The sequence below is a fragment of the Rhizobium moroccans genome, assembly GCF_057559155.1.
The window spans coordinates 146,111-168,303 of record NZ_JBHFJG010000007.1 but is presented as its reverse complement, the minus strand read 5'-3'; the positions used below and the strand labels follow the sequence as shown (position 1 = coordinate 168,303).

The 22,193-nt window shown below is 61.8% G+C and carries 26 protein-coding genes and 1 pseudogene; 16 read left to right on the top strand and 11 right to left on the bottom strand.

What is annotated here, in order from left to right; translation table 11 throughout:
* Nucleotides 1-281: pseudogene (locus ACE04I_RS05615) on the bottom strand (hypothetical protein); the annotation flags it as partial.
* A 316-nt stretch (nt 282-597) separates the two neighbouring features.
* On the opposite strand from ACE04I_RS05615, the gene ACE04I_RS05610 reads away from it, so the two are divergent.
* From ACE04I_RS05610 to ACE04I_RS05595, 4 genes are all read left to right on the top strand, one after another.
* Entirely contained in the window at nt 598-1,383 is a 786-nt protein-coding gene (locus tag ACE04I_RS05610) for an ABC transporter substrate-binding protein (protein WP_046792410.1), read from the top strand.
* Nucleotides 1,384-1,496: 113 nt separating this feature from the next.
* On the top strand, nt 1,497-2,279 hold the full coding sequence (locus tag ACE04I_RS05605; protein ID WP_046792411.1) for an ABC transporter permease: 783 nt from the start codon (nt 1,497-1,499) through the stop codon (nt 2,277-2,279).
* The gene (locus ACE04I_RS05600; RefSeq protein WP_046792412.1) at nt 2,276-3,106 is read left to right on the top strand and encodes an ABC transporter permease; all 831 of its coding nucleotides are present in this window, start codon (nt 2,276-2,278) and stop codon (nt 3,104-3,106) included. The genes ACE04I_RS05605 and ACE04I_RS05600 overlap by 4 nt, the downstream gene beginning before the upstream one ends.
* A 166-nt stretch (nt 3,107-3,272) precedes the next feature.
* A complete protein-coding gene (locus ACE04I_RS05595; protein ID WP_046792991.1) occupies nt 3,273-3,539 on the top strand; it encodes an usg protein in 267 nt (88 codons plus the stop codon).
* Between the two features lie 10 nt (nt 3,540-3,549).
* Here the strand turns inward: ACE04I_RS05595 and ACE04I_RS05590 are convergent, their stop codons facing one another.
* Nucleotides 3,550-4,272, bottom strand: coding sequence for a DUF2270 domain-containing protein (locus ACE04I_RS05590; protein WP_046792413.1), 723 nt, complete (start codon nt 4,270-4,272; stop codon nt 3,550-3,552).
* A 124-nt stretch (nt 4,273-4,396) separates the two neighbouring features.
* Here ACE04I_RS05590 and ACE04I_RS05585 point away from each other — a divergent pair, with 124 nt between their 5' ends.
* The 5 genes from ACE04I_RS05585 to ACE04I_RS05565 all read left to right on the top strand — a co-directional run bounded on the left by ACE04I_RS05585 (nt 4,397) and on the right by ACE04I_RS05565 (nt 7,917).
* Complete coding sequence (locus ACE04I_RS05585; RefSeq protein ID WP_046792414.1) at nt 4,397-5,218, top strand: class I SAM-dependent methyltransferase; 822 nt, start codon at nt 4,397-4,399, stop codon at nt 5,216-5,218.
* A 27-nt stretch (nt 5,219-5,245) separates the two neighbouring features.
* Entirely contained in the window at nt 5,246-5,806 is a 561-nt protein-coding gene (locus ACE04I_RS05580; protein WP_046792415.1) for a DinB family protein, read from the top strand.
* A 2-nt stretch (nt 5,807-5,808) separates the two neighbouring features.
* The gene (locus tag ACE04I_RS05575; RefSeq protein ID WP_046792416.1) at nt 5,809-6,219 is read left to right on the top strand and encodes a CopD family protein; all 411 of its coding nucleotides are present in this window, start codon (nt 5,809-5,811) and stop codon (nt 6,217-6,219) included.
* A 115-nt stretch (nt 6,220-6,334) separates the two neighbouring features.
* On the top strand, nt 6,335-7,207 hold the full coding sequence (locus tag ACE04I_RS05570; RefSeq protein WP_046792417.1) for an NAD(P)-dependent oxidoreductase: 873 nt from the start codon (nt 6,335-6,337) through the stop codon (nt 7,205-7,207).
* Nucleotides 7,204-7,917 (top strand): DNA alkylation repair protein, encoded by a 714-nt coding sequence (locus ACE04I_RS05565; RefSeq protein ID WP_046792418.1) that lies wholly within the window; start codon nt 7,204-7,206, stop codon nt 7,915-7,917. The genes ACE04I_RS05570 and ACE04I_RS05565 overlap by 4 nt, the downstream gene beginning before the upstream one ends.
* A 635-nt stretch (nt 7,918-8,552) precedes the next feature.
* On the opposite strand, the gene ACE04I_RS05560 is transcribed toward ACE04I_RS05565, so the two are convergent.
* Genes ACE04I_RS05560 through ACE04I_RS05550 form a run of 3 tightly spaced genes read right to left on the bottom strand, consistent with a single transcriptional unit; the run spans nt 8,553 to nt 10,348 of the window.
* The gene (locus ACE04I_RS05560) at nt 8,553-9,041 is read right to left on the bottom strand and encodes an Lrp/AsnC family transcriptional regulator (protein ID WP_046792420.1); all 489 of its coding nucleotides are present in this window, start codon (nt 9,039-9,041) and stop codon (nt 8,553-8,555) included.
* 36 nt (nt 9,042-9,077) lie between these two features.
* Complete coding sequence (locus ACE04I_RS05555) at nt 9,078-9,767, bottom strand: uracil-DNA glycosylase family protein (RefSeq protein WP_487206722.1); 690 nt, start codon at nt 9,765-9,767, stop codon at nt 9,078-9,080.
* Nucleotides 9,764-10,348, bottom strand: coding sequence for a thermonuclease family protein (locus ACE04I_RS05550; RefSeq protein WP_487206721.1), 585 nt, complete (start codon nt 10,346-10,348; stop codon nt 9,764-9,766). The genes ACE04I_RS05555 and ACE04I_RS05550 overlap by 4 nt, the downstream gene beginning before the upstream one ends.
* A 121-nt stretch (nt 10,349-10,469) precedes the next feature.
* On the opposite strand from ACE04I_RS05550, the gene ACE04I_RS05545 reads away from it, so the two are divergent.
* The 3 genes from ACE04I_RS05545 to ACE04I_RS05535 are packed head-to-tail and all read left to right on the top strand — an operon-like array spanning nt 10,470 to nt 12,581.
* On the top strand, nt 10,470-12,005 hold the full coding sequence (locus ACE04I_RS05545; RefSeq protein ID WP_046792422.1) for a sensor histidine kinase: 1,536 nt from the start codon (nt 10,470-10,472) through the stop codon (nt 12,003-12,005).
* A gap of 46 nt (nt 12,006-12,051) precedes the next feature.
* On the top strand, nt 12,052-12,279 hold the full coding sequence (locus tag ACE04I_RS05540; protein ID WP_046792423.1) for a hypothetical protein: 228 nt from the start codon (nt 12,052-12,054) through the stop codon (nt 12,277-12,279).
* Nucleotides 12,276-12,581: a type II toxin-antitoxin system RelE/ParE family toxin gene (locus ACE04I_RS05535; protein WP_046792424.1), complete on the top strand. Its 306-nt coding sequence runs from the start codon at nt 12,276-12,278 to the stop codon at nt 12,579-12,581. Before ACE04I_RS05540 ends, ACE04I_RS05535 begins: the two co-directional genes overlap by 4 nt.
* An 18-nt stretch (nt 12,582-12,599) precedes the next feature.
* Here the strand turns inward: ACE04I_RS05535 and cobT are convergent, their stop codons facing one another.
* The gene (cobT, locus tag ACE04I_RS05530; protein ID WP_046792425.1) at nt 12,600-13,616 is read right to left on the bottom strand and encodes a nicotinate-nucleotide--dimethylbenzimidazole phosphoribosyltransferase; all 1,017 of its coding nucleotides are present in this window, start codon (nt 13,614-13,616) and stop codon (nt 12,600-12,602) included.
* 96 nt (nt 13,617-13,712) lie between these two features.
* On the opposite strand from cobT, the gene ACE04I_RS05525 reads away from it, so the two are divergent.
* The 4 genes from ACE04I_RS05525 to ACE04I_RS05510 all read left to right on the top strand — a co-directional run bounded on the left by ACE04I_RS05525 (nt 13,713) and on the right by ACE04I_RS05510 (nt 17,216).
* A complete protein-coding gene (locus tag ACE04I_RS05525) occupies nt 13,713-14,498 on the top strand; it encodes an adenosylcobinamide-GDP ribazoletransferase (protein ID WP_046792993.1) in 786 nt (261 codons plus the stop codon).
* A gap of 19 nt (nt 14,499-14,517) precedes the next feature.
* A complete protein-coding gene (locus ACE04I_RS05520; RefSeq protein ID WP_046792994.1) occupies nt 14,518-14,751 on the top strand; it encodes a DUF1289 domain-containing protein in 234 nt (77 codons plus the stop codon).
* Nucleotides 14,748-15,449, top strand: coding sequence for a TIGR02281 family clan AA aspartic protease (locus ACE04I_RS05515; RefSeq protein ID WP_046792426.1), 702 nt, complete (start codon nt 14,748-14,750; stop codon nt 15,447-15,449). The genes ACE04I_RS05520 and ACE04I_RS05515 overlap by 4 nt, the downstream gene beginning before the upstream one ends.
* A 156-nt stretch (nt 15,450-15,605) precedes the next feature.
* Entirely contained in the window at nt 15,606-17,216 is a 1,611-nt protein-coding gene (locus ACE04I_RS05510) for a lytic polysaccharide monooxygenase (RefSeq protein WP_046792427.1), read from the top strand.
* A gap of 68 nt (nt 17,217-17,284) precedes the next feature.
* Here ACE04I_RS05510 and ACE04I_RS05505 read toward each other — a convergent pair whose 3' ends face one another.
* The 5 genes from ACE04I_RS05505 to ACE04I_RS05485 form a co-directional block, all read right to left on the bottom strand.
* Complete coding sequence (locus ACE04I_RS05505) at nt 17,285-18,046, bottom strand: ABC transporter permease (protein WP_046792428.1); 762 nt, start codon at nt 18,044-18,046, stop codon at nt 17,285-17,287.
* Nucleotides 18,043-18,969: an ABC transporter ATP-binding protein gene (locus tag ACE04I_RS05500; protein WP_046792429.1), complete on the bottom strand. Its 927-nt coding sequence runs from the start codon at nt 18,967-18,969 to the stop codon at nt 18,043-18,045. Before ACE04I_RS05500 ends, ACE04I_RS05505 begins: the two co-directional genes overlap by 4 nt.
* Before the next feature lie 115 nt (nt 18,970-19,084).
* Nucleotides 19,085-19,906 (bottom strand): sulfite exporter TauE/SafE family protein, encoded by an 822-nt coding sequence (locus ACE04I_RS05495; RefSeq protein ID WP_046792430.1) that lies wholly within the window; start codon nt 19,904-19,906, stop codon nt 19,085-19,087.
* A gap of 418 nt (nt 19,907-20,324) precedes the next feature.
* Complete coding sequence (locus ACE04I_RS05490; RefSeq protein WP_046792431.1) at nt 20,325-20,663, bottom strand: MmcQ/YjbR family DNA-binding protein; 339 nt, start codon at nt 20,661-20,663, stop codon at nt 20,325-20,327.
* A 9-nt stretch (nt 20,664-20,672) separates the two neighbouring features.
* Nucleotides 20,673-22,040, bottom strand: a complete 1,368-nt coding sequence (locus tag ACE04I_RS05485) for an extensin-like domain-containing protein (protein ID WP_046792432.1) — start codon at nt 22,038-22,040, stop codon at nt 20,673-20,675.
* Nucleotides 22,041-22,193 lie beyond the last annotated feature (153 nt).

The window sequence follows — 22,193 nt, the reverse complement described above, 5'->3', positions numbered from 1 at the left end:
GGAGCCGGCTCCGGCCGCTCTTCCTGCGGGCGCTCCTGCCGCTGGGGTTCCTCCTGAGGGCTTTCCTGCTGCGGCTCTTCCCGCCGCTTCCGCCGGCCCTCGCCCTCCTCTCCCTCTTCGGCGCCCGGCGGCAGAATGCGCTGCTGCACCTCGATGACGGCGGGCGCCTCGCGGACCTGTGCATCGGGCACGGACGGCATTGCGCCGGCAGGCTGGATCATCAGCGGCAGCGAGACAAAAGGCATCGCAACGCTGCTGAAAAGTCTGAATTTTTTCGACATCGACATTTCCTCTTCTCGGGTGTCGTCCCTTCTTTCGCCCGCGCTCTTCTTGATCTTCTGACCGGCGGACTTGGTGGCGGCTCAACTGCGTGGAACCGGAAAATGTTCCGTGAAACACTGGGAGCGCCGGGCTGAACCTCTCCTGAACGCGCCATTCATCTCGAGCCCATGGGAATGGCGGACGTGAACGTAAAATGCCGTTGCAATTTCGGCCGCAGCGGTATCTAAAAGTCTCGGCGGGACCATTCGTGGACCTGCTTTCCGACGCGGCAAAAAAGATCAATGGCCGCGCGGTCCGCCAACAGAGAGGATCATCATGCGTATCTCCACACGTTTCTTTGCAGCCGCCTCGATTGCCGCGCTCTCGCTGTTCGCCGGCTCGGCTATGGCACAGGAAAAGCTCGTCATCGGCACCGAAGGCGCCTATCCTCCCTTCAACAATCTCGAAGCCGACGGCACGCTGACCGGCTTCGACATCGACATCGCCAAGGCGCTCTGTGAGGAAATGAAGGTCACCTGCGAATTCGTGACCAATGACTGGGACGGCATCATTCCGGCGCTCCAGTCGAAGAAGTTCGACGCCATCGTCGCTTCCATGTCGATCACGCCGGAGCGCAAGGAACAGGTCGACTTCTCCAAGAAGTACTACAACACCCCGCCGGCAATCGCCGTGCCGAAGGATTCCGAGATCACCGCTGCAACCCCAGAGGCGCTTGCCGGCAAGTCGATGGGCGCGCAGGGCTCCACGACCCATTCCAACTACGCCGAAAAGCACATGCCGGATTCCGACCTGAAGCTTTATCCGACGGCTGACGAATACAAGCTCGACCTCCAGAACGGCCGCATCGATGCCGTCATCGACGATGTGGTCGTACTGTCGGAATGGGTGAAGTCCGATGCCGGCGCGTGCTGCAAGATCCTCGGCACCCTGCCGGTTGACGTCGAGATCAACGGCGAAGGCGCAGGCATTGCCGTGCGCAAGGGCGAAACCGCGCTTGCCGACCGCCTCAGCACGGCGATCGCGGGCATCCGCGCTAACGGCAAGTATAAGGAAATCAACGACAAATACTTCGACTTCGACGTTTACGGCAACGACGACTGATCACGTATCTGTCAGGTTATCGGTCGGCGGAAGGCTTGCCCTTCCGCCGATTTCCCTTTTAATGAGACCGAATCTAAAGCGGCAGTCATAAAGCCGCAGGGGAAAATCAGCTTATGAGCGGATTCTTTTCCGCCCTCACAACAGCGCTCGATCCGCTCTGTGGCCCTGTCGGCATCTTTTCGCTGCTCGGTTCCGATACCCTCGTCGCCTGCGGCGATACCGGCTGGGGTGACGAGATCGCCTTCGGCGTCAAGGTCACCATCACGCTCGCTCTCGCGACGCTGCCGGTCGGGCTCGTCATCGGCTTCCTGATCGCGCTTGCGGCGCAATCGGAGGAGAAGCTGCTGAGGCTTGCCGCAGGCATCTATACGACGATCTTCCGCGGCCTGCCGGAACTGCTCACCCTCTTCATCGTCTATTACGGGCTGCAGATCCTCATCCAGTCGGTGCTCGCCTCCTTCGGCATCGAGCAGCGGATCGAGATCAACGCCTTTTTCGCCGGCATGGCAGCGCTCGCCGTCGTCTTCTCCTCCTATTCGTCGGAGGTGCTGCTTTCGGCCTTCCGCGCGATCCCGAGGGGCCAGTACGAGGCCGGCGATGCGCTGGGCCTGCGCCGCTCGCGCACCATGGTTCTCGTCATCCTGCCGCAGCTGATCCGCATCGCCCTTCCCGGACTTGGAAACCTCTGGATGATCCTGCTCAAGGATACATCCTACGTCTCCATTATCGGCCTGGCCGATATCCTGCGCCAGACCGGCATTGCCGCGCGCGTCAGCAAGGAGGCCTTCTTCTTCTACACGCTCGCCTGCCTGCTCTACCTCGCGCTGGCGCTCATCTCCTCGGTCGGCCTCGGCTTCGTCGAACGCTGGACGCGCAAGTCGGGGGCTCGCAGATGACTTATGCGAAGGAACTCATCGCGCCCCGCCCGGCGCCGAAGGTCGAACGGCGCCCGCTGACCGCGGCCAGAATTGTCGGCATGGCGATCCTGGCGCTCTGGGTGCTGCTCGCCATCGCACTCGTCGGAATGGTCATCGACGGCTGGGACCAGCAGAAATTCCTGCGTTACGGCCCGCGCTACCTTTCCGGTCTCTGGACCACGATCTCGCTGGTGGGGCTCGCCATAATTCTCGGCGCCGTTCTGTCCCTGCCGATCGCGTTTGCGCGAATGTCGAAGAACCGCGTCGCCAATGCCATCGCCTACGGCTATGTCTATGTCTTTCGCAGCACGCCGCTGCTGGCACAGCTCTTCCTCGTCTATTACGGGCTCGGCAGTTTCCGGCCCCAGCTCGAAGCGGTCGGCCTCTGGTGGTTCTTTCGCGAGGCCTGGTATTGCGGCCTCTTTTCCCTCACCCTCAACACGGCCGCCTATCAGGCGGAAATCCTGCGCGGCGCGATCGAAAGCGTGCCACATGGCCAGCATGAGGGAGCGGCGGCACTCGGTCTGCAGAAATGGGTCGCCTTCCGCAAGATCATCCTGCCGCAGGCGCTCATCGTGGCGCTCCGCCCTTACGGCAACGAGATCATCCTGATGATCAAGGGCTCGGCGGTGGTTGCCATCGTCACGGTGTACGACCTGATGGGCGAGACGCGCTACGCCTTTTCCCGCACCTTCGACTACCAGGCCTATCTCTGGGCGGCGATCTTCTATCTCGCCATCGTGGAGACGCTGCGGCACATCTGGGCTGCGCTCGAAAACCGGCTGACGCGCCATCTGAAGCGCTAGAAAAGGCTTGGTAGCACTCGATTATGAATGCTGCCAAGCCTTTGAAATTTTTATTGAAATACCTTCACTTCGGCCAATTGTAAAGCCTGGGTTAACCGTGGCATGCTTCCCTATGGAGGCGGCGCGAGGAAACGCCGTTCTCCAGGACGATAAATGGGAACTGGCCATGAAGTCTGAAATGGAAATGATGCTGAAAGGCTACGGCCTCACCACCGCCCAGATCTTCTACCACCTGCCGGATCATCCGATCCTGCTGCAGACCTATGTCTGGCAGGATTACGATCTCGCCCCGGATTTCCCCGAGATGAAGGAATTCCTGAAATTCTGGCAGGAGACGCTGGACGGACCGCTCCATTCGGTGCGCTATGTCCACCGCCGGCTCATCGCAGCAGGCGAATGGCGCGCATTGAAAGGCGAGTTCATCCTCCACTGAGGATGTGGCGCTATACGTGTACCTCGCCGTGGGCTAGCTCGCCCTCACCCCGCCCGCGATGCAGCGAGGCGATCAGTATGGCGGCGTAGAAGACGGCCACGAAGGTCATCACGCCCCAGCCGGGCACGGGCCCGAGCGTCGCGTTGTTGACCGCCTCCGCCCATGAGAAGACCACGTCCGCCCTCGTCTCGTCGGGCAACAGCTTGGGCGTCGAGATTTTCAGCGCCCAGGCCATCAGCAGGATGAAATACATCCAGCAGTAATTGCGCCTTATGCGGCGGAAGAGCGCCTCCTGATAGCTTATCAGGAAGTGCGGGTCTCTGAGGCTTGAAGCGATCGAGGCCGCCCAGTCCGGTTTCAGGTCCGCCTGCGGATTGAGGGCCTGGGCGAAATAATGGCGCTCCAGCTTGCGCACCCGCGCCCGGTAGACGTCGAAGAAGCGGTAGCGCCGCGCCTCGATCAGCAGCAGCACGGAGATCAGCAGCATGCCGAACAGTATCACCCCGTGATGCGATGTCGGCGTCGAGAGCGAGACCGAAAGCAGCGCCGCGACCATGGTGATCGCCCAGTTGGAGGTGCGGTCGATGCGGTCGCGCCAGCTCGTCATCCGGCCCATCTCCCCGCGATAGTAATGGATGATCATATTGGCCTTTTCGGCCGAGGTGATGGGTAGCGAAGGCGCGCGCCTTTCGACATTCTGCTCAAGAACACTGGGCTTTTGATCGCCCGCCATGGCCGTTCTCCGGATCGCATGCGACGCCCCCTGCCCGGATACTTCCTCAACGATTGGCGGCGCGCCGTGTTCCGTCATGGACAAATGCAGGCCATCGGCTTAAAGCCCGGCGAACACTGGAGACATGCCCATGAGCAAGATCGACGAAGAAGCACTGGCCGAGGCCTATAACCGGGCGCTGGCGCTCGAAAAGGCCGGCGACATCGACGCCGCCGTGAAGGCCTATGAGGACGTGCTGGCGATCGATCCGGAGGATCATGGCGGCGCGGCAGTCCGCATCGCCGCCCTCGGCCGCGGCGAGACCCCGCCCAAGGCGCCGGATGCCTATGTCGAGACCCTCTTCGACCAGCATGCGGAAAGCTTCGAGGACATACTCGTCGATCAGCTCGGCTATGCGGTTCCGGTCATGGTGCGCCAGCGCCTGCAGGAACTGAAGCTCGGCCCCTTCAAGCGCATGCTCGATCTCGGTTGCGGCACCGGGCTCACCGGCGGCACGCTGCGTGACATGGCGGACGACATCACCGGCATCGACATTTCCGAAAACATGGTCGAGATCGCCCACGAGAAGGATCTCTACGAAACGCTCTACGTGGCGGAAGTCGAGGATTTCCTGGAGGACAACGACGACGAGCCCTTCGACCTCGTCACCGCGACGGACGTGCTGCCCTATCTCGGCGCGCTGGAGCCGCTCTTCTTCGGCGCGGCGGAAAACATGGTGCCGGGCGGCATCTTCGTCTTTTCCTCCGAAACGCTGCCCAAGGAAACGTCCGGCGAGCGCTCCTATGTCGTCGGGCCTCACCAGCGCTTTCTTCATTCGGAAGCCTATATCCGCTCCCGGCTTACCGATACGGGGTTCGAAATCCTCGAAATCTCCGAGATCAATGTCCGAATGCAGGACGGCAACCCAAGCCCCGGCCATCTGGTCATCGCGCGATTGAAGGGCTAAATCTTCCTCCCTGACGGAGGATTCGGGATGACTGCCCAGCACTATTTCCGGGCCCAGGCCTATAACAATGCCTGGGCCAATCATCGGCTTCTCAAGGCCTGCGCCAAGCTGTCGCCGGCCGAGCTCGAAGCTCCGCGCGTGAGCTTCTTTCCCTCGATCATCCATACGCTCAACCACATCCTGACGGTCGACTGGCTCTATATCAGCGCACTGGAAGGCGATTGCATCGGCTCGGCCGCCTTCGAGCCGGAAATCCCGTTTCACCTTCTTGCCGATCTCGAGCGGGAGCAGCGCGCCGCCGACCGGCGCCTCATCGACCACTGTCGCCAGCTCGATTCCGAGAGCCTGAAACAGGAAGTCCTCATTCCGCGCGAGACCCATGTTCAGGTCGAGACGGCGGATCGGGTGCTGCTGCATCTCTTCCAGCATCAGATCCACCACCGCGGCCAGGTCCATTCCATGCTTTCCGGCACGTCCGTCAAGCCGCCGCAGCTCGACGAATTCTTTCCCGCCGATCCCGCCGAGCAGGCCTTGCGCCGACAGGATTTCGCCGAACTCGGTTTCACCGAAGCCCTCATCTGGAGCTGACGATGACTTATTTCCTCATCAAGTCCCTGCATCTCATTTCGAATTTCCTGCTGATCGGCGGCATGCTGGTCAATGCCTTCGTCATCGGCATGGTGCCGCCGGCGATCCGCTCCGGCGTCATCCCGGCGCTGCGCCGCTACGACCGCACGGTGACCACGGCGGCTCTCGGCGGCGCCTGGGTCTTCGGCCTCATCCTCGCCTTCACCTATGGTTTCTACACCTCCGGCTGGTTCGGCCTGAAGTTCCTGATCGTCATCATGCTCTCGGCTCTGCACGGCATGCAGGGCGGCTGGCTGCGGCGCATGGAGGCCGACCCGAAGCTCGATCCGCCCGGTTTCGTGCGCGCCGGCATGCCGATCGTCCTCGTCTCGGTGGTCGTGATCGTATTCCTGGCCGTCGTCAAGCCGTTCTGAGGCCCTCTTTCCACACGACAAGGAACCTAACCGGACCTAACTCGCCGAGCCCCGCTTTCCGATTATGCCGGTTTGTTCTAATCCTCGAATATCGAACGAACGACGGAGGATCAGCATGGCAAATGTGGCATTCATCGGCCTCGGCGTAATGGGTTTCCCGATGGCCGGGCATTTGAGGGAAAAAGGCGGCCACGAGCTCACCGTCTACAACCGCACCGCCGCCAAGGCCGAAGCCTGGGCGAAGAAATACGGCGGCAAAACCGCGGCCACGCCCGCGGAAGCTGCGCGGGATGCCGAATTCGTCTTCACCTGCGTTGGCAATGACGACGACCTGCGCTCCGTCACCACCGGTCCGGACGGCGCGCTTTCCGGCATGAAGGGCGGCGCAGTCCTCATCGACAACACCACCGCCAGCGCCGAAGTCGCACGGGAACTCTACGAGGCCACCAAGGCGAAAGGCGTGGAGTTCATCGACGCGCCGGTCTCCGGCGGACAAGCGGGCGCTGAAAACGGCGTGCTCACCGTCATGTGCGGCGGCGATGAGGCCGTCTTCGAAAAGGCGAAGCCGGTGATCTCCGCCTATGCCCGCATGGTCGGGCTCATGGGGCCTGCGGGCGCCGGCCAGCTCACCAAGATGATCAACCAGATCTGCATCGCCGGCCTCGTGCAGGGTCTTGCCGAAGGTATCCATTTCGGCAAGCGCGCCGGCCTCGATATCGAAAAGGTCGTGGAAGTCATCTCCAAGGGTGCCGCCGGCTCCTGGCAGATGGAGAACCGCCACAAGACCATGAACGAAGGCAAATACGACTTCGGCTTTGCCGTCGACTGGATGCGCAAGGATCTCGACATCGTCTTGGCCGAGGCTCGCCGCAACGGCGCCAAGCTGCCGGTAACGGCGCTGGTCGATCAGTTCTACGGCGACGTGCAGGCGCTCGGCGGCAATCGCTGGGACACGTCCTCCCTGCTCGCCCGGCTGGAGAAGAAGTGATCGGTCCCTCCTCGGACACGCCGGAAATCGTCGCGCATCTCGAAGCGCTGCGCTCCGAGGAGAACGTCCGCGGCATGGCGCGTTTCGGCATCGCGACCGAAACGGCGCTCGGCATTTCCAATCCGCAATTGCAGAAGATCGCGCGTCTCATCAAGCGCGATCATCGCCGCGCGCTCGATCTTTGGCGCACCGGCATCCGCGAGGCGCGCATGCTGGCGCTCTATACCGCCGATCCGGCGGCGCTGACGCGGGACGAGGCCAAAGCGCTCGCGGAAGACTTCGGCTCCTGGGAAGTCGTCGATACGGCCGCCGATCTCTTCGTAAAAGCGCCGTTCTGGCAGGAGCTCATAGTCGAACTCGCGGCGGATTCCCGCGAATTCGTGCGCCGCACCGCCTTTGCGGTGATCGCCTCCGCGGCTGTCCACCGGCACAAGAAAACGGACGAAGCCCTGCTGTCCTTCCTGCCGCTGATAGAAGCTCATGCAACAGACCCGCGCAATTTCGTGCGCAAGGCGGTCAACTGGGCGCTCCGCAATATCGGCAAGCGCAACCGCGCCTGCCATGGCCCCGCGCTCGCAGTTTCGGAAAGGCTCGCCGCCTCGACGGACAAGACCGCCCGCTGGATCGGCAAGGATGCGGTCAGGGAACTTTCCAGCGAAAAGATTCTGGAGCGGTTGAAGCTAAAAAATAGAGCGAGCAACGCTCTTTAGCGCCTGAATTTCCCATTTAACTCCGACGATTTAAAGCTGCAGTCAACAGCAGCCGTGATTCTATAGGAAAATTCAGATTCCGCATTTAACCCCCTCCTTGGCAAGGCAAGCTCCCACCAACTCTTCAGCAGCGACTATCGGAGTCGCGGAGTGTATTTTTAGGGGCCCGCTATGAGGAAAGACGTGTGCTTAATTGCTCTGAGGTTTCTCGCATCGTCTGCAGCAACGCTCTTAAATCGCAGCGCGTTTATCAAAACTCCAGGCGGACTTGAAATCCAAGCACCAACCGCGAGCGGGGTCGTTTTGATACTAAAAGAACTAGAAACAACTCAATCTATGAGCCGGTCGATAATCAATTATCCTGAAAAGGTTACCCAGCGGCGTGCACGCCGGGTTTAACCAAGAAACAGTGCGAATGGGCCACTTTCTCGCCATTGGCCCGTTCTTCCTTGAGCCCATCGCCTACCTCAGGATCGACATAGTAGGAAGAGACGCCCTGTTTCCGCGCTTCAGCGCTTTCATGGGTGCCGATATCCGCTATGACTTCCTTCTTCGACCGAATTATCTCTAGCATTCGCATGAACACCTCTTCTCGGAAGCAGTATAGCGGATAGCTGGAGGAAATCCACGCCCGCCTATTCCTCGCCGGATTTCTGGTTGTCGAGCAGCATATAGTCGAGCGGCAATTCCGTCGTGTACTTGATCTGCTCCATGGCGAACACGGAGGAAACGTCGCGGATTTCGATCCTGGCGATCAGCCGCTTGTAGAAGGCGTCATAGGCGGCGATATCCGGCACCACCACGCGCAGCAGATAATCCACGTCGCCGCTCATGCGGTAGAATTCTACCACTTCCGGGAAATCCACCACCACTTCGGAAAAGCGCTTCAGCCATTCGATCGAGTGGCTCGCGGTGCGGATCGAGACGAAGACCGTGACCTTGGTATTGACCTTGACGGGATCGAGCAGCGCCACGCGGCGGCGGATCACGCCGTCCTCCTCCATCTTCTGGATGCGCCGCCAGCAAGGCGTGGTCGAGAGCCCGACCTTCTTCGCAAGGTCGGCGACGGCGAGCGTGGAATCTTCCTGCAGAATGCGCAGGATCTTACGGTCAAGACGGTCCATTCAAAGTTCCCTCGAAATGATTTTCCTCTATATAGCCTATTTGGCGGAGGTTAACCGAAAATTGTTTCCCCGAATGAGACTTTCCACATGCTGCTGCAGTACAGGCAGCACCTCTTCCTCGAACCATGGATTGCGCTTCAACCAGCCGGTGTTGCGCCAGCTCGGATGCGGCAGCGGCAGCACGCGCGGCTCCTGATTGGCGAAGAAATATTCGCGCCAGTTCCGCACCGTCTCGGTCATACCCTTCTTGCGGCGCGGTCCGAGATGCCAGGCCTGCGCATACTGGCCGATCGCCAGCACCAGCTCGACCTGCGGCATGGCGGCCAGCGCCCGCGCCCGCCACAGCGGCGCGCATTCCTTGCGCGGCGGCAGATCGGAGCCCTTGTCGTCGTAACCGGGAAAGCAGAAGCCCATCGGCACGATGGCGAAGAGGTCCGGATCGTAGAACTCCTCGCGCGTTATGCCCATCCACGCGCGCAGGCGGTTGCCGGAGGCATCGTTGAAGGGGAGCCCGCTCTCATGCACCTTGAGGCCCGGTGCCTGCCCCGCGATCAGCACGCGCGCCGTTTTCGAAAGAACAGAGACGGGGCGCGGCTCATGCGGCAGGCGATCCGCCTCGCCCCGGCGGGGCATATCGCGACAGATGCGACAGGCCGCGATTTCTTTACGTAGCAGCGCGACCTGCTTTTCCGCTTCCTTCACCAATCCCTGCATCTTATCGGTCATTCTGCGAACATTCCGCCGAGCCAACCTCTCAATCGCGCCCACAAATCCCCGAAAGCGTCTCCGTCATCCGGTTCCTCCATCATGCCGCGCATCCGGCGCCATTGGCGCGGGCGGTCGAATTCACCTGCCCAGATCCCCGTCTCCTCGCGCTGCGCGGCGTCCTCCTCGTCGATATAATCACTGCCCGAGGCCACCGCCATTCCCATGCGGACCAGCCTTGCATTGATGTCGGTATCGCCCGCCTGGCAGCGCACGAGAATGCGTTGATACTGATCGCGCGCAAAACCGTAACACTCGGCGGAAGCGGCGGAAATGAGGCCGGCGAGCGCCCGTCTCGCCTCCCTGCCGCAGTTCCAGGAGCCCTTGGGCGATCCGCAAACCTGGTCGAATTCCGGCGCGTCGAGGCCCTCCAGCCGCAGCCGCTCCACCCCGGCGGAAAGCGTGTCGCCGTCAAGCGCGCGATAGGGTCCGGGTATCGGAGGATCGGTGTTCCGGTCGAGCTTGGCGACGATCAGCAGGGCCAGCACGACAAAGCAGATGAACAGGAGACCGTCCCGAAGGGTCCGGAAAATTCGCGTCACGATCCTGCCTCATATGGAAACAGAAGCTTCAGAAAAATGGCAAACAAATCCTTGCCTAGCAGTATCTTCTTAAGATTTCACCGCTAATCTCCCGCCATCCGGAACTCAACTTCCTGTGGCAATGAGTAGCGGCGTCAGTACCTCGACCGACAAGATCATCGTTGACCGATCGCGCGGCCACCGCAACAAGGCCGTCTCGAAAGCCGTCCGCGCGACCCGCGAACGCCTCCAGTCGAGCGCCAACGGCAACCAGGCCTTCGACCGCGACATGCTGGCAATGCATGTCAGGGCCATTCTCCAGGGAGCGCTCATCATGCCGCTCCTGGTGGCGCTCGTCACGGGCATCGGCATCTATATAAGTCCCGGCACGGACCTCATCGGATGGGCCCTGCTCGTTCTCTGCATCCATGCGCTCCACGTGCTGCTCGCGCGCCGGGCAAGCCGCAAGGAGCTTGGCGCAAACGACACGCCCAAATGGCGGATGCGGTTCCTGCTGGCGCAGGTGGTGATCGGCTGCGGCTGGGCGGTGTTCGCGCTTAGGGATTGCAGCGCCTGCGGCGGAGACGGCTTCTACTTCTACAAGGGCGCGGTGCTGCTCGTCGCCATCTCCATCATGGCCATGGGCGGCTTCATGCTGCGCCAGGGCGTCCTCTTCGGCTTCCTGCCGGTGATTGCGGCGCTTATGGTGCAGGCTGCATTTTCCCGCAATCCGCTCGATATCGGCATGACCGCGATCTGTGCGACGGCGGGCGTCTTCTTCCACTACATCGCCGATCGTCTTTACCGGAACAGCCTGACGCTGATGTCCTACCAGTCGGAAAAGGACAATCTCATCGCGGAGCTGGAAGTCGCCAAGTCGATGTCCGACGAGGCCCGCCGGCGCGCCGAGGAGGCCAATCTGGCCAAGTCCCGCTTCCTGGCCTCCATGTCGCATGAGCTGCGCACGCCGCTCAACGCCATTCTCGGCTTTTCCGAGGTCATGAACTCGGAGGTCCTGGGGCCACTCGCAAACCCCACCTACAAGGAATATGCCGGCGACATCCATCGCTCCGGCCAGCATCTCCTGAACCTCATCAACGAGATCCTCGATCTCTCGCGCATCGAGGCGGGGCGCTACGATCTCAGCGAAGAGGCGCTGTCGCTTCTGGAAATCGCCGAGGACTGCATCGGCATGGTCCAGCTTCGCGCGCGCGGCAAGGACATCACCATTCACGCGCAGTTCGAGCCGCAGCTTCCGCAGGTATGGGTGGACGAAAAGGCCATGCGGCAGGTCCTTCTCAATCTCCTGTCGAACGCGGTGAAGTTTACCTCCCAGGGCGGCGAGATCACCGTCAAGGTCGGCTGGACCGCGGGCGGCGGACAATACGTCTCGATCAGGGATAATGGCCCCGGCATTCCGGAGGAGGAAATCCCGGTCGTGCTCTCGGCTTTCGGCCAGGGGTCGATCGCCATCAAGAGCGCCGAACAGGGCACCGGCCTCGGCCTGCCGATCGTGCAGGCGATCCTCGCCAAGCATGACGGCCATTTCGTCCTGCGCTCCAAGCTCCGGGAAGGCACCGAAGCCATCGCCATCCTGCCTCCCACCCGCGTGCTGCAGACGCTGCCCGCCGTCAGCGACGCACCTGCGATCGAACGCCGCCGCAAGAGCTTCGCGTAAGTCCGGCTCACTTCCCTACAAAGCGCGTTTCGGGCATACTGAGCGCATGACCAAATTGCTCGACAAGGCCATCGAGGCAGCCAAGGCCCTGCCGCCGGAAATGCAGGATGACATCGCCCGCGTTGTCCTTACGCTCGCGGGCAATGACGAACCTGTCTATGAGCTCACTCCCGAGGAAGAGGCATCCTTTGCCAAATCCCGTGCTCAAGCCGCCCGCCGCGAGTTCGCGACTGAAGAGCAAGTTGAAGCTGTGTGGACGAAATACCGCTCGTGAAAATTCGCTACACGCCGGAGGCCCTGATCGAGCTTGATGACGTACTCGCCGGGATTGCGGAACATTCCCCGCAAGGTGCCGGCCGCATCAGCAATCGGATAGAAGCCGTCGTCAAGCTTCTATCCGAACATCCATATAGCGGTCAGCCGGCAAGCTCGAAACCGATGCGCAGAATAGTCGCGTCACCATATCCCTACATAATCTTCTACGAACCGGGTGACGGCGAAGTCGTCATTATCGGGATAAGGCATGCTGCTAGGGATCCTTCCTCGATGCCGGATACTCAAACTCGCCTCGACTGAATTGACGCATCCGCCTGCTCACCCCTTGTTGCTCACGCCAGCCTGTTCGAACGTCGCCATGCCCGAATGGCAGGCGGCGGCGGCCTTGACGATGCCGGCCGCGAGTGCTGCGCCCGTCCCCTCGCCGAGCCGCATGCCGAGCGCCAGAAGCGGCGTCTTGCCGAGTTTCTCGATGGCGTGCAGATGGCCCGGCTCCCCGGAGACATGGCCGATCAGGCAGTGGTCGATGGCAGCCGGGTTGGCGGCCTTCAGGATCGAGGCCGCCGCCGTCACCACATAGCCGTCGAGCAGGACGGGGATCTTCTCCATGCGCGCCGCGAGGATGGCGCCGGCGATCGCCGCGATCTCACGGCCGCCCAAGCGCCGCAGCACCTCCAGCGGGTCGGAAAGGTGGTCCTTGTGGAACTCCACCGCCGCCTTCACCGCCGCGATCTTGCGCTCCAGAAGCTCGCCGTGCGAGCCGGTGCCCGGCCCCACCCAGTCCTCCGCCTCGCCGCCGTAAAGCGCTAGGTTGATCGCCGCCGCGACCGTCGTATTGCCGATCCCCATCTCGCCGATGCAGAGAAGATCGGTGCCGCCGGCGATCGCCTCCATGCCGAAGGCCATGGTCGCCGCGCAGTCGCGCTCGGAAAGCGCCGCCTCGCTGGTAATGTCGCCAGTCGGATAGTCGAGCGCCAGGTCGAAGATCTTCAGGCCGAGATCATGGGTCACGCAGATCTGGTTGATCGCCGCTCCGCCGGCCGCGAAATTCTCCACCATCTGCTGGGTCACCGAGGACGGATAGGGCGTGATGCCGTGCTTCGTCACGCCGTGATTGCCCGCGAAGATCGCCACCAGCGGCCGGGTGACGGCCGGCGACCTGCCGCTCCAGGCGGCAAGCCAATAGGCGATCTCTTCCAGCCGGCCGAGCGAACCCGGCGGCTTGGTGAGTTGACCGTCCCTCTCGCGCGCCGCCACCAGCGCCCGCGCATCCGGGCCCGGCAGGTTCTGGATCAGGTGACGGAAATCATCGAAAGGCAGGCCGCTCACGCTCATTCAAATGTCTCTCTCGGCTTGGCCGGGCAGCTTGTGTTTGCCGGCAAATCAGGATTTTGTTGCGTCGTTCATAATCGGGCAAGCACGGAGGGACAACTGCCAAACGCGACGGATTTCATCGATGACCTCGCCCGTTCGGTCGGCTTCCTCAGCCGCCTGCCCGTGCCGGACCGCTTTTTCCAGGGCCATGACGGTTCGATGGCGCGGGCCGTGCGCGCCTTTCCCGCGGCCGGTCTCCTGCTGGGGCTGGGTCCGGCGCTTGTCCTGTACCTGCTGCTGCGCTCGGACGCCGATCCGCTGCTGGCCGCGCTGATCGCGCTTGGCCTCATGACGCTCCTGACCGGCGCACTGCACGAGGATGGGCTTGCCGATGCCGCCGACGGGCTCGGCGGCGGACGTGATGCGGAGCACGCGCTGACGATCATGAAGGATAGCCGCACCGGCAGCTATGGCGTGGTGGCGCTCATCCTCTCCTTCGGATTGCGCGCCGCAGCGCTCGCCTCGCTCGGCCGGAGCGAGGAAGCGTGCGCCGGCGCTCTGGCGCTGCTTGCCGCCGCCGCCCTCAGCCGCGCCGTCATGGTTGGCCATTGGAGCGCCTTGCCCTCTGCCCGCGCCGCAGGCGTTGCCGCGTCCGCCGGAATGCCTGACGTATCCATCCGCAATGTCGCGCTCGCCATCGGCGCTGCCCTCGCCATCGTCGTTCTGCTGCCCGCTTTCGGCTTTTCCGAAATTCTCACCGCCCTGGTCGTCGCCGGCCTCGCCGGTTTCGGCTTCACCCGTTTCGTCGCCCGCAAGCTCGGCGGCCATACCGGCGATACGATCGGCGCGACGCAGCAGATCGCCGAGATCGCGACGCTTGCAGCCCTTGCTCTTGCGGCATGAAACCACGATATATTTCAACATGATTTCGCCCTGCATCCTCGTCTGCTCCATCGATGACAAGACCGGCTACTGCTTCGGCTGCGGCCGCACGCGCGACGAGATCGCAAGCTGGATGGATTACACGGATGAGAAGCGGCGCGAACTCATGGCGCTGCTTCCGGCACGGCTCGAAACCGTGGAACGGCGGCCGCGCCGCGAAACGCGCCGCCGACGGCTAGCCCGAGGGCTGACAAAGGAGCGCGACAGCGTATGAACGGTCTGACCTTCGTCCTTCTGGTGCTCGGCATCGGGCTTGCCTTCCTCGTCTTCAACCATGACAGCGGCCAGACGCTCGGCCTTTCCAACGACGAGTTCGGCCGCTTCATCTATCTGCTGCCGATCGCCGGCCTTCTCGGCGCGGGCATTCTCGCCGGCCGCCGCGGGGGCTTGAGCCAGTCTCTCCGCTATATCGCCATCTGGCTCCTGATCATCCTGGCGCTCGTCGCCGCCTATCTCTATCGCGACGACGCCCGCGGCTTTGCGGCGCGCATGTATGCCGGGCTCGTGCCGGGCAGCGCCGTGGTCGTCACCAGCGAGGGCGGCAACGAGGTCATCATCCACAAGACCATGGGCGGGCATTTCCAGGCGAATGTATCGGTGGATGGCGAAACGCTTCCCATGCTGGTGGATACCGGCGCCAGCGCCGTCGTACTCACCTATGAGGACGCCGCCCGCATCGGCCTCCATCCCGACGACCTTCGCTACACCTTGACCGTCCTGACCGCGAACGGAAGGGCAAGCGCGGCACCTGTCAATATCGACGAAATCGCGATCGGCCCGATCGTCCGCCGCAACGTCCGGGCCATGGTTGCGGAAGATGGCCGGCTGGACCAGAGCCTCCTCGGCATGACCTTCCTCGCCACGCTCGGCTCGCTGCAGATGCAGACGGACGAGCTGAGATTGCGGGATTAACCGGACTTCGCCGATACGCTCACTCAGCGGTTGCAGGGGGTGGTTTTGGCTCCCAAATTTCCATTTTTAATTGCATTTCTTAATCAACAATCGTAAAGATTGCATCGCCGTATTATTCGTCAGTATTTTCCGCTACGGCAAACAGGAGATGCGATCATGAAATGGATGAACGGTCTTATGACCGCCGGGCTCATTGTGCTCGGCGGGCAGCAAACAATCACGCCTGCATTTGCCCATGGCGCGCTAGAATTTCCGCCGGCCCGCCAGAAATGGTGCTTCCTGCAGAACGACTGGGGTGGCGACAATCTTCCCGCCAACGAAGCCTGCCGCAAAATGAAAGTAATTGGCGGGGAATACCCTTTCACGCAATGGCATGAATATGCACATCACACGAAACCGCCTGGCGATCTCGATACGGTGAAAAAGGAGATTGCCGACGGTCAACTTTGCTCCGGCACCGTGGGTACGACGCGCAAGGCGGCCCCTCATAAGGGTTATCCAATTGCAGACCAGGGTTATCCAATTGCAGACCGCTATCGCAATCGCAATTCCAATCGCAAAGACGGCGTCAACGAACCGTCAAACGCATGGCATGTAACGGACATTATTACGAAAAATGGAAACTTCGAGCTTGTTTTTGATGGCTCCCCGGCTCCCCATCGGCCCAGCTATTGGCAAGTCTTTCTGACCAAACCTGGCTATGATTTCAGTCAGCGCCTGAAGTGGGATGATCTCGACCTCATCACGGAAGTCGGCGACACCCCCTATGATGAAGAGAGCAAGCGTTTCAAGTTTGATGTGACGGTGCCGGACGGACGGACAGGAAAGGCTATTCTTTACGTGCGATGGCAGCGCTACGGCGACACCTGGTTCGAAAGCGAGGGGTTTTATAGCTGCGCGGATATCAATCTGATAGCCGAGGATTCTGAACCTCCTTCATTTGACAAAGGCTATTTCATTTCTCGGGGTCTCGATCCGCAACCGGGCGAGCGCCTCCGCTTCCGGCTTTTCAGTGCACCGCTGTACAGCGAAAAAGTCGATGTCTATCTAGATATTACCGCCGCCAACCAGAAACCAAGCATATGGGCAAAACAGCTCGCCGATAAACTCAACCAGGGCTACGGAAGCCAGCTTCGCGTCGGTATCAGGCAAGGTGACGCGATCGAGTACAACGATCAGCTTCCCTATGAGAACAAGGTCTATGTGGCAAGCGAGGAGGACAGTTTTGCAATCTCCATCGAAGATGGAAACAGCAACCTGCCTCCACTTGCCGATGCCGGTCAGGATACGGCTGTGGTCGGCCCGACGACAATCACCCTGAACGGCACGGGCTCCAGCGATCCTGATGGAGACCCTCTGGCATATCATTGGCACCTGCATAATACCCTGGAGGGTGTTGTCATCGACAACCCGAACGCCGCTACGACAGCCGTGACGATCCCGTCGGTCACCGAGAGAAAAGAGCTGATCTTCATGCTGCGGGTGACGGATGACAAGGGTGCTGCAAGCACGGATACGGTGACAGTAACCGTGAACCCGTCCAACGGCGGCGGCTATAACTACGTCTGGCCGGATGGTATCGAGAACTATGAGTGGGGCAAAACGGTGGTTCTCGGCGTCGACGGCAATCTGTGGAAGTGCAAGCCGTTCCCGCAGGGGGCCTGGTGCAAGCAAAATGTGCCCGCCTATACTCCTGGTGGCCCGGACATGGCGCCCAATCCTGAGCAGCAACCTTGGGAGCGATATACGCCGCCAGCACGCCGTTGAAGCTGCCCGATAACTGAGTTGTCGTACGAAACAGGCAAGCGCTCATACATGAGCGCTTGCCATCATTTCTAGCTCCTCAGCCTATATCCCGTCCGGAATATCCAGCCGAGCACCGAGAGGCAGATCAGCAGGAAGAGCCCGATCATGCCGAGGCTGACGAGCGGATTGACGTCGGCGATCTCGTAGAAGCTCCAGCGGAAGCCGCTGACGAGATAGAGAACCGGATTGAAGTGGCTCACCGCCTGCCAGAATGGCGGCAGCATGTCGATCGAATAGAAGCTGCCTCCGAGGAAGGTCAGCGGCGGCACGACCAGCATCGGCACGATGTTGAGTTGCTCGAAATTCTTCGCCCATATGCCGATGATGAAGCCGAACAGGCTGAAAGTGATCGCCGTCAGCACCAGGAAGAGCGCCATCATGAACGGATGGGCGATCGAGATGTCGACGAAGAAGGAGGCGGTCGCCAGAATGATCAATCCGATGATCAGCCCCTTGGTGGCTGCCGCCCCCACGTAGCCGATCAAGATTTCGGTCATCGCGACCGGTGCGGAGAGTATCTCGTAGATCGTGCCGGTGAATTTCGGAAAATAGATGCCGATCGAACCGTTGCCGACGCATTGCGTCAGCAAAGTCAGCATGATCAGTCCCGGCGTTATGAAGGAACCGTAGGAAACGCCCTCAATCGCCTGGATTCGCGAACCGATCGCCGTTCCGAACACGATAAAATAGAGCGATGTGGTGATGACCGGCGACACCACGCTCTGCAGGAGCGTGCGGCGCATGCGGGCCATCTCGAAGGCATAGATCGATTTGATAGCCTCGAAATTCATGCCTTTTCTCCCACCAGCGAAACGAAGATATCCTCGAGCGAGCTCTGCCGGGTCGAGAGATCGCGGAAATGGATGTTTTCCGCCGAGAGCATCGAAAGCAAGGAAGCGATGCTGACCTCGCCTTCCTCCTCCTGATATTCGTGGATCAGCGCGGTGCCGTCGTCCGAAAGCGCCAGGTTATAGGGGGTGAGGCTGTCAGGCAGCGCAGGCAGCGGCTCGGAAAGTTCGAGGCGAAGCTGCTTGCGCCCGAGCTTGCGCATCAGCGTGGTCTTGTTCTCCACCAGAAGCAGCTCGCCGCCGTTGATGACGCCCACCCGATCGGCGATTTCCTCCGCCTCCTCGATGTAGTGCGTCGTCAGGATGATGGTGACGCCGGTTGCCCGGAGCTTTTCCACCACCTGCCACATCTCGCGCCTCAACGTCACATCCACGCCGGCGGTCGGCTCATCCAGAAAGAGTATCTTCGGCTCGTGGGACAGCGCCTTGGCGATCAGCACGCGCCGCTTCATGCCGCCGGAAAGCTCGCGCAGCATGTTGTCGCGCTTGTTCCACAGCGAGAGTTCCTTGAGGATGCTTTCGATCAGCGCCGGATCGGGCTTCTTGCCGTAGACGCCGCGCGAAAAGTTCACCGTGTTCCAGACGGTTTCGAACTGGTCGGTCGTCAGTTCCTGCGGCACGAGGCCGATCAGCGCTCGCGTCTTGCGAAAATCGCGCACCACGTCGTGCCCGCCGACCAGCACCTTGCCCGAGGTGGGGTTCACCAGGCCGCAGATAATGGAGATCAGGGTCGTCTTGCCGGCGCCGTTCGGCCCGAGCAGCGCCAGGATCTCGCCCTCGCGGATATCGAGGCTCACCCCATTGAGTGCCTGAAAGCCGTTGCCATAGGTCTTGGCGAGATTCTGGACGGAAACGATGGTTGCCATGAGGACGGTTCTTTGTGGAATCGATTTGCGGAATTCGCGGCCAATATAGGCACGGCAAGTTTCGAAACCATCCCCAAGAGAAGAATATTGCGTTCGCTTTTAGTGACCAATCCGGTCAGAAAACGGTCGTCAGGAAGAACTGGAACGAAACGAAGACGAGGAAGAAGCCGAATCCCATTTCGAGCTGCCGCTTCGTCATCGCATGCGCCAGCCGCGCGCCATAGGGCGCCACATAGAGCGTGATCGGGATCAGCAGCAGCACGGCGAGCCAGTTGATGTAGCCGGTCGAGAACGGCGGCAGGCCAGGCACGCCCCAGCCGGCCCAGACATAGCCCGCCAGTCCCGGCAGCGAAATGAGCACGCCGACGCCCGAAGACGTCGCGACCGCCTGATGGATCGAGCGGCCGTAGAGGGTCATGAACGTGTTGTTGAGCACCCCGCCGCCGATGCCCATCAGCCCGGAGAGAATACCGATCCCGGTGCCGACGAGGAACTTCACCGGATTTCCCGGCAGGTCGCTGCCGAGGTGCCAGGTGGAGCGGTTGAAGATCATCCGCAGCGCCAGAGCCAGCGCGATCGCCGCGAAGATCAGCCTCAGCGCCACGCTGGATGCCTCCGCCGCTATTCCCGCGGCGATCAGCGTGCCGAGCGGCACGGCGATCACCCAGCCCTTCAGCAGTTCGATATCCACCGCGCCCTTTTGCCTGTGCGCCATGAAGGAGCGTATCGAGGTCGGCACGATGATGGCGAGCGAGGTGCCGAGCGCGAGATGCATGCGCACTTCCTCCGGCACGCCCAGAAGCCCGAAGACATGATAGAAGACGGGAACCAGGATTGCGCCGCCGCCGATCCCGAAAAGCCCGGCGAGCAGGCCCGCCACCACGCCTGCAGCCGCCAGCGCCAGAGCGAACATGATCACTTCGGTCATCGGCGGCATGAAGTCACTCCGGCGGGATGCGGACAAGGGAAAGAACGGCGCAGTTTTCAACTGCCCAGATTACTGACGAAGGGGCGGGAACGTCTCTTTCGTCATCCTCGGACTTGTCCCGAGGATGACGTTGCGTATGCCGGGAGGTTTGCCAACAAACCGGGACTCTCCCACAACCGCTGTCATTTTTCCGTGACGTTCTTACAGCATTGTTCCCGCGTGGCAAGCAACGGTCGTGCTCCCACGCCGCACGCACCCCTCACATGCGCGACCGTGATGACCAAGTTGTTGGCGTTTTCTCATTTCCGCTTGCCAGGCAAATATTGACCATAAGTGCTGAGCTCACGTCTTCGGAAGCAACGACCTCCCCGCGCGTCCCCGCTTCCGCCCCTTAGCCGGCCCCTCGTGCCGGCTTTTTCTTTTCATGCTACCGCGTTCTTCGGCTTCCGCTTTTCGGCTTCGGCAGCGCGTGCCGCCATGCCGTTTCGAGGGCGGCCGCAAGCTCCCCCTCTTCCAATTCTGAAAGAATTGCCGTGGTCCAACCTTGCCGCCCCCAGGCATTCGGCACGGGCGAGAAAGCCTCGGGCGCGGTCAGGCATTTGAGTTCCTGCTCATCCGGCGTGAACTTGAAATTGGCGGTCAATTCGTCCGGAGCGAGCGTCACGTAGATCCGCACGACGCGGAAGGCGGCGCGGTCGAAATGCGGCGTCTCGGCGGTCCCTTCCAGCGATAGGGCCAGTTTACGCAGGGTCGCCGCAGTCGCCATCGCCGCTCCTCAATCGCAGTATCGACGCCCCGCCTTGCGCGAGCGCAGGTCGAAATGGAAGTGGTTCCAGTGCTCGGCATTGCTGCCCGGTCCGAGAACCGTGTTGAAATACTTGCAGCTGTCGTTGCGCACCGCCTTCAGCAGGCCCTTTTCGCGGAAGGCAAACAAGCCCTTCTTGCGCACGTCGATCCGCTTGCCGTTCTTCAGCACGAACTTGCCCACATCGATCGCGTTCCCGCGGGCGTGCTCCGACATCGGATTATACCTCTGGCGGCTGTTGTTCATGCGCCGGCAAGAGTAACCGCCCATGGATTCGATGGTCTTCACGCCGGAAAGGTAGCGGTAGCGCGAGGATGGGGCGAGCTCGTGTTTCACCCATTTGGCGAAGGCGAGCGTCGTCTGGCAGTTGAGCTTGGTGGCGGGCTTCAGGTCGATGCCGCCCGAAAAGCCGCTCACCAGAACCGGGAAGTCGATGCCGCAGCTCGGGCCGTTCGAAATCCGCGGAATATCCCGGAATTCGACGCCGATGCGCCTAAGCTCGGCGCGGCAGCTCACTTCGGAAGCCGGCATGACCTCGCGCACCCTCGGGCGCTCGGGCTCGGCGGCCGGGTTTTCCGGCCGCATCAGCATCGCCACTTCCTGCTGCGGCTCTGCCGGCGCGCGGCTCGGCGGGACGACGGGCGATTGGTCTCCCCAGACCATGGGCTGACCGGAAGGCGCGCCCTGCAAGCCCGCCCCCTGGCGCTTCGGCGGCACCACCACGACGTCGTCGGAGATCGGTTGCGCGGTTGCGGGCGCTCGCGGCCGTCCCTGCCCCACCGCCACCGGATTGTCGGTGCCGATGCCGTCCACAACCGGCTGATCGCTGTTGCCTTCCGCGATCATGCTATCCTGTTCCTCGGCCAGGCCCACGACCTCGCTGTCGGCCGCGTTCTCCTCGAAGCCGAACTGGGCGTCCATGTTGACGCCCTCGTCCGGGATGCTCATCGGCCCGCTCGCCGCCACCGAAGTTTGCGCCATCGCCTCGTCGCTGTCGATCTTCGGCAGGCGTCCGGCTGTCGCCGGCGGCGGAGCCGGCTGCTGGAGCGGAGCGGATTGAACGCTGGAGGGCGGCGCGGCGGAATAGCCGCCGGCCGGACCGGGCGTGTCGAGATAGTCGATGGCGCCGCTCGTCTGGGAAACGGGCGCCGGCGGCACATGATAGGCCTGGTGGGACATCGGCTCGCGCGGCGGCATTCCCCTCGGGGAGATCGCGCCCACGCGGGTCGCGCCGTCAATCGGCGCTGGCGGCACCAGCCCCTCGGCGGAACAGGCAGCCAGCATCGTCGAGATCAGCAGCGAGGCAATCGCCCGCCGGACAGGGGAAGCATACGCCATACCAGTTGCCACTCTTGTTCCGCATTCGGACGTCTGAACGGAACGTTAGCCATGGCGGGTAAAGGAAGCCTTGAGAAAACAAGACTTTTTCATGGCCCATGCGCCATTTTCCCGCCCTTTCCGCGCCATTTTCCCGAAAAGAAACAGCCCCCC